The organism is Streptomyces endocoffeicus (genome assembly GCF_016741935.1).
In the GTDB taxonomy this organism is placed as follows: domain Bacteria; phylum Actinomycetota; class Actinomycetes; order Streptomycetales; family Streptomycetaceae; genus Streptomyces; species Streptomyces endocoffeicus.
This window is the reverse complement of record NZ_JAERRG010000095.1, coordinates 1-6042: the sequence shown is the minus strand read 5'-3', so window position 1 is coordinate 6042 and position 6042 is coordinate 1. Positions and strand designations below refer to the sequence as shown.

Genomic DNA, 6042 nt, shown 5'->3' with positions numbered 1-6042 from the left:
CACAGGCGCGGGCACGGCGATCTTCTCTGAGCCGGTCAACAGCTCTCCCCCTCACTTCGCTCTTGAGGCCGCCGGTCGATGCACTGACCTCCACACCTGGCACATGTTTCCGATATATCAAACGTTCCGAGCTAAGTGAATCATATTCAAACCCTTGACGCCAGGATCCGGTAACCGCAGACTCTTCCCTGTCCCAGCCGGGCGGTTCCACCCCGCCCCGCTGGGACGTTCCACCCTCCACTCCATCGCGGAACCGTCCCCGTACGGCTACCCACCCTCGAACCCACGACCGCGACGGATCCCCAGGAAAACCAGCACACCCCAGCATCACGATGGGATATATATCCGATCTATCTCCGCACTTCGTGTGCACGTGACTGAGTAACTGGCCCCACTCCACCGGAGGAGTTCTCCATGCAGAAGGGGCGGAATACCGCTTTGAGAACGGCGACAGCGGCGTTCACCCGGGCCGTCGAGCGGTCACGACGACGCCGGGACCGCTCACCGGGTCCAGAAGATCAGCGGGTCACCGACGGTGAGCGACAAAGGGAAAACCGCCACTTACATGCCCTACACCTCCGCCGGCCCGGATGCCACGCTGACCTTGCAGCATCTGCGCCGGGCCTCCTGAAGACCCGGTGGGGTCGTCGCCGCCCGCCCCACCGCCACGACCACCACCGCCTGAGCACCCGGGAACAGCCGTGACCAATCCCCGCCCCGGCGCCGAGCTGACCGTGACCGAGCGCGGCTTCCTGCGCGCCGGCCAGCCCCACCAGATCATCTCCGCCGCCATCCACTACTTCCGGATCCACCCCGAGCTGTGGGAGGACCGGCTGCTTCGCCTGCGCGCCATGGGCGTCAACACCGTCGAGACCTACATCGCCTGGAACCTGCACCAGCCGACTCCCGGCCAGGCCGACTTCTCCGGTCCGGCCGATATCACCCGCTTCATCCGCACCGCCGCACAGCTCGACCTGGACGTGATCGTGCGGCCCGGACCCTACATCTGCGCCGAGTGGGAGTTCGGCGGCCTCCCGGCTTGGCTGCTGGCCGAGCCTGGGCTGCGTCTGCGCTGTACCGACCAGCGCTACCTGGACGTCGTGGACGCCTGGTTCGACCAGCTGGTCCCAGTCCTGCGCCCGCTGCTGGCCAGTCGGGGCGGGCCGGTGGTCGCCGTCCAGGTCGAGAACGAGTACGGCAGCTACGGCCACGACACCGCTTACCTCGACCACCTGCGCCAGGGCCTGATCCGACGCGGCGTGGACTGCCCGCTTTTCACCGCCGACGGCGCCACCGACGGCGTGTTGCGCGGTGGCGTCCTGCCTGGCACCTTGGCGACCGCGACCTTCGGCTCGCGGCCCAAGGAGTCGCTCGCCACCCTGCGCCGCCACCAGCCGACCGGCCCGCTGGTGTGCTCCGAGTACTGGCACGGATGGTTCGATCACTGGGGTGAGCACCACCATGTGCGCGACGCAGATGAGGCCGCCGCGGACCTGGAGTGGATGCTGGCCCAAGGCGCCTCGGTCAACATCTACATGGGCCACGGCGGCACGAACTTCGGCTGGTGGAACGGCGCCAACCATGACGAGACCGAATACCAGCCGACCTGCACCAGCTACGACTACGACGCGCCGGTCGGCGAGGCAGGCGAGCTGACCGAGAAGTTCCACGCCTTCCGTAAGGTGATCGAGCAGCATCGCGGCCCGATCGGGTACGAGGTGCCCGGGCCACCGGACCGGCTCGCCCCGCAGGCGGTGCGCCCAAACGGTGCGGTGGCGCTGGCGCACTGTCTGGACGTGTTGTCCACCCCGCGGCAGCGGCTCTCGCCCGAGCCTATGGAGGCCCTGGGGCAGTCACTCGGACTGATCCACTACCGCACCCGGCTTCGCGGCCCCTTCAGCGAGTCGACCCTGCGCGTGCACGGCCTCGCCGACCGGGCCCAGGTGTTCCTGGACGGCGAGCCGCTCGGCGTCCTGGAGCGAACCGGGGCGCTGGATGCGCTGTCGATCAGCGTCCCCGAGACCGGAGGCGAGCTCGACTTGCTGGTGGAGAACATGGGGCGGGTCAACTACGGTCCCTGGTTGGAGGATCGCAAGGGCATCAGCGGCGGGGTCCGGATCGACACTCAGTATCAGTTCGACTGGGAGATCCGCCCCCTCCCGCTGACCGATCTGACCGTCCTGCGGTTCGGGGCTGCCGAAGCCATCGAAGGCCCGGCTTTTCACCGTGCGGAAGTGGAGGTCCCAGATCGGGCCGACGGCTTCCTCGCCCTGCCGGGCTGGACCAAGGGCCAGGTCTGGCTGAACGGATTCGCACTCGGCCGCTACTGGGATCGAGGCCCGCAGCGCACCCTTTACGCCCCTGCCCCGGTGTGGCGGGCCGGCCGCAACGAACTCGTGATCCTGGAACTGCATCGGCCGGGCGAGCGGATCGAGATCCGCGACACAGCGGATCTGGGCCCCACGGGCTGAACGTGGCGGGAGTGCCGGGTGGTCGTGGCCCGACCGGCTCGACGCCTGTCCGAACCGTGATCACCGAGCGCCACGCGCGGCGGCGCGTCGCATCGACTCGGCGTGTCCAACGTCGTGCACCTGCTCGCCGCCTCCAGCAACGTGTACGGGGCCGGCCCCGGTGCCCATGACGGACTGCCCCGGTCCGAGCAGGTGGATGAGGACCTACGGAGATCACGGGCCCATGGGTTCTGTCCGGCGGATCACGCCCAGACCTGGCCTCATAACGGAGCTGACCCAGCGGCCCGTACTGCTCCACGGGGGCGTGACCGCAGGCATGATGGAGGCCATGACGCACACCGCCCGCCGCATGTTCGAGCTCCTGGAGCCGATCTGCCTGGTCACCTACTTCGCCGACGAGTGCAACCAGGAGCTGGCCGCGCTCGGCCACCGAACCTACTGGGACGGCTACTTCGCCAGCCGCGCCGCGCCGCTGGGGCGGGTGCCGGCGCAGGTCGTGCACGCCGCCTTCTACAGCTTCGCCGACGGGGAAGCCGCCCGGCACATCCCGAGCGTGTGGGAGACCATCCCGCCCGAGGCGTCCGTCGCCGCTCGGGAGCGGGGCAGCGCGGCCTCCGTACGGCGGATCCTCGGCGACGAGGTGGCCGACTCCCCCGGCCTGGTGCGCGCCGCCGACCTGACCACCAAAGCCGCGACGAACGCACCCACACAGGGCCGGGTGATGTACGCCGCCATGCGCGCCCTTCCGGTGCCGAGCGACCCGGTCGCCCGGCTGTGGCACTCTGCGACCATGCTGCGCGAGCACCGCGGTGACGGGCACGTCGCCGCTCTCGTCGGCGCGCGTATCGGCGGCGCGGAGGCCCACGTGCTGTCCGCGCTGGAGATGGGCATCCACCCGCCGGAGTCATTCGGGCGCCTCCACCACCTGCCGAAGGAGCGGCTGGCCGCGGTCATGGACGGGTTGCGCGAGCGCGGGCTCGTCGACACCGACGGCCGGTTCACCGACGCCGGCCGCGAGACCAAGCAACGCATCGAAACCCTTACCGACGAGCTCGCCGCCCCGCCGTACGACGCCCTGTCTCCCACTGAGCTCGACGAGCTGGTCACCGAGCTCGAACCCATCACCACGACGCTGGTCGCCGCGGGGTCACAGTGACGAACAGCGACCGACGGGAGGAGGAGTCCGCCGCTCCGGTACGGCCAGTTCCCGGCCCGCGATGATCGCCCGGACAAGTCCTGGCCGATGATCGAGTCGGCCACCTGCACGTCGGCTGAGGCTGTCGTCAAGCCAGAAGTACTCGTTCTGCCACATCTGCTGGGTGCACCGTGGCAACGCAGTGGGCCGGGTGGCCGCCGCGGAGTGTGGTCGGCGGTGTCGACGACGGTGCCGTACAGATGTTCCCGGATGCGCGAGGGCCAGGCCGTCGGTGTCGGTGTCCGTATCGGTGTCGGGGAGGCCGGAGGCGCCAACGACGGCGCGTGCGCCATGCCCGGGGTGGTGGGTGTGCGGCGGCGCGTGGTGCGGACTCGCTCGGCTGCTGGGTGGACCGCGGAGGCGCCGAGCACCGGCTGGACCGGACACTCTGGCCGCTGTCCGCGGCTTGGCTGATGTCAGGCAGCGTCACGCAGGCGATGGCCTTGCTTCCGGTCACGGCTACATGGCGAGCAGTCAAGACGGGCATAGACCGGCTCACTTCTGGCCGCGTGCGAAGTAGGCGGCCACGTCGGGGTCCACGGGAGCGACGTCGATGGCCCGTCCTCCGTCCCGCAGCGACACGGTGGCCGCGTGACCGGCGGCCACCGCTTCGCGGGCCGCGACCGGCGAGGTGACAGTGGCCCCGCCCTCCCGCACGAACCGCAGAAACTCCTCGACCAGCACAGGGTCGGCGCCGCCGTGGGAGCCGGCCGGGCTGTGGACGCGTACCACCAGATCGGCCTCGGCGCGGTAGTCGGAGCGGCGGTTCCACACCCGGACCTCCGACCCCTCGGTGTCGCCGAAGTTCTCCAGCCGGCCCTCGGTACCGATCACCGTGTAGTTGCGCCAGTAGTCCGGTGTGTAGTGGCACTGCTGGTAGCTGGCGAAGACGCCATTGTCCAGCTGCATCTGCATCATGCTCAGGTCCTCGACGTCCACCACGGGGTTGAGGCCGGTCAGGCTGAGCGGTGGCCAGTTCTCCGTCGACAGCCACTCGGTCATCCGCTGCCCGCTGCGATCGCGGCGCGAGTCGATGTCGCCATAGACGGTCAGCCCGCCCATGGCGTTCACCCGCCGGGTATAGCCGCCGGCCAGCCAGTGGATGACATCGAGGTCGTGGGCACCCTTCTGCAGCAGCAATCCGGTGGTATTACGCCGGTCGGCGTGCCAGTCCTTGAAGTAGAAGTCCCCGCCATGGCCGACGAAGTGGCGGCACCAGATGGCCTTGACCTCACCGATCGCCCCGCTGACGATCAGCTCGCGGATGGCGACCACGACCGGCATGTGCCGCATGTTGTGGCCGACGTACAAGGGCGTCCGGTGCTTGTGGGCCGCCGCGAGCAGCCGGTCACAGCCCTCGGTGGTGATCGTCATCGGCTTGTCCAGGAACACCGGGACACCGGCCTCGAGGAAGTCCAGACCGATCTGCTCGTGGGTGTGGTCCGGGGTCAGCACGAACACGCCGTCAAGCCCGGCGTCGAGCAGCGCGTGGTGGTCCGGCGTGGTCCTCACCCGGGGGCCGAAGCGCTCCTCGGCGAAAGCCAGCAGACGGGAGTCGCGGTCGCAGGCGGCCGCCACCAGCGAGCCCGAGCCGGGCCGGTGGGCCAGCCCGGCCAAGTCGCTGCGGATTCCCAGGCCGATGACGCCGAGCTGTATGTCGTCCAATGTGCTTGTCCTTTCAAGGGGGTTCGACGAGTTGGCCCTTGCTGCCGGAGAAGACGATGATCAGGCCCGGGACCACCAGCGCCGCACCGGCGATCAGCACGGTGTGGGTGGCCACGGACTTGGCGCGGTGCCGCGTAGCGCGGGAGCGCGGGAGCGCGAGGAGTCCTCAGGCATCATGCACCCACCGCCGTCCGCTGGCACGCGCCCCAGAAGCGGTATGTGAGCTGGACCGAGTCCGAGCCGCCGCTCGAGCCGCCCGAACAGCCGGCCGCGCCGAGGGCCAGAGCGACGACCTCGGCGAGTGCCGCCCGGCGTCTGCCGACCCGGTCGCTGTGTCCACTGCTACGCCGAATGTGCATCGGAACATCCCATCTATGGCGCAATGCATGGGATCATAGACCTGATACATGCCGGATCCATGAGGGTTGAAATGGGCTGCTTTCACTGAGCTTGCCGATGATTCGGGGGACTCGCGGGCACCTGTCCGGGTCCGAGAGGAGGCAAGACACGAGGAGGCGCCCCAGTTGGCGGAGTGGGCATGAGTCTGAAGGTGACAGACCTTGGCGTCAAGGGTTTGAATGTGCTTCACTGAGCCCAAGCGTAATATATATCGGAAACATATAGGGTCGGCGGGCGTGGAGCAAGCGCTTCGGACGGCCTCAAGAGCGAGCCGAGGGGTAGTCGTTGACCGACTCAGAGAAGATCTCCGCA

At 68.9% G+C, this 6042-nt stretch carries 4 protein-coding genes; 2 read left to right on the top strand and 2 right to left on the bottom strand.

Going from position 1 to position 6042, the window contains the following annotated elements; genetic code table 11:
* Positions 1-701 precede the first annotated feature (701 nt).
* On the top strand, positions 702-2471 hold the full coding sequence (locus JK364_RS53785; protein WP_201858779.1) for a glycoside hydrolase family 35 protein: 1770 nt from the start codon (positions 702-704) through the stop codon (positions 2469-2471).
* A gap of 328 nt (positions 2472-2799) precedes the next feature.
* Positions 2800-3627 carry an SCO6745 family protein gene (locus tag JK364_RS53780; RefSeq protein WP_201858778.1) on the top strand — a complete coding sequence of 276 codons (828 nt, stop codon included), beginning with the start codon at positions 2800-2802 and terminating at the stop codon, positions 3625-3627.
* A 534-nt stretch (positions 3628-4161) separates the two neighbouring features.
* Here JK364_RS53780 and JK364_RS53775 read toward each other — a convergent pair.
* Positions 4162-5331, bottom strand: a complete 1170-nt coding sequence (locus JK364_RS53775; RefSeq protein ID WP_201858777.1) for a Gfo/Idh/MocA family protein — start codon at positions 5329-5331, stop codon at positions 4162-4164.
* A 173-nt stretch (positions 5332-5504) separates the two neighbouring features.
* Positions 5505-5690, bottom strand: coding sequence for a hypothetical protein (locus JK364_RS53770; protein ID WP_201858776.1), 186 nt, complete (start codon positions 5688-5690; stop codon positions 5505-5507).
* Positions 5691-6042: the final 352 nt, after the last annotated feature.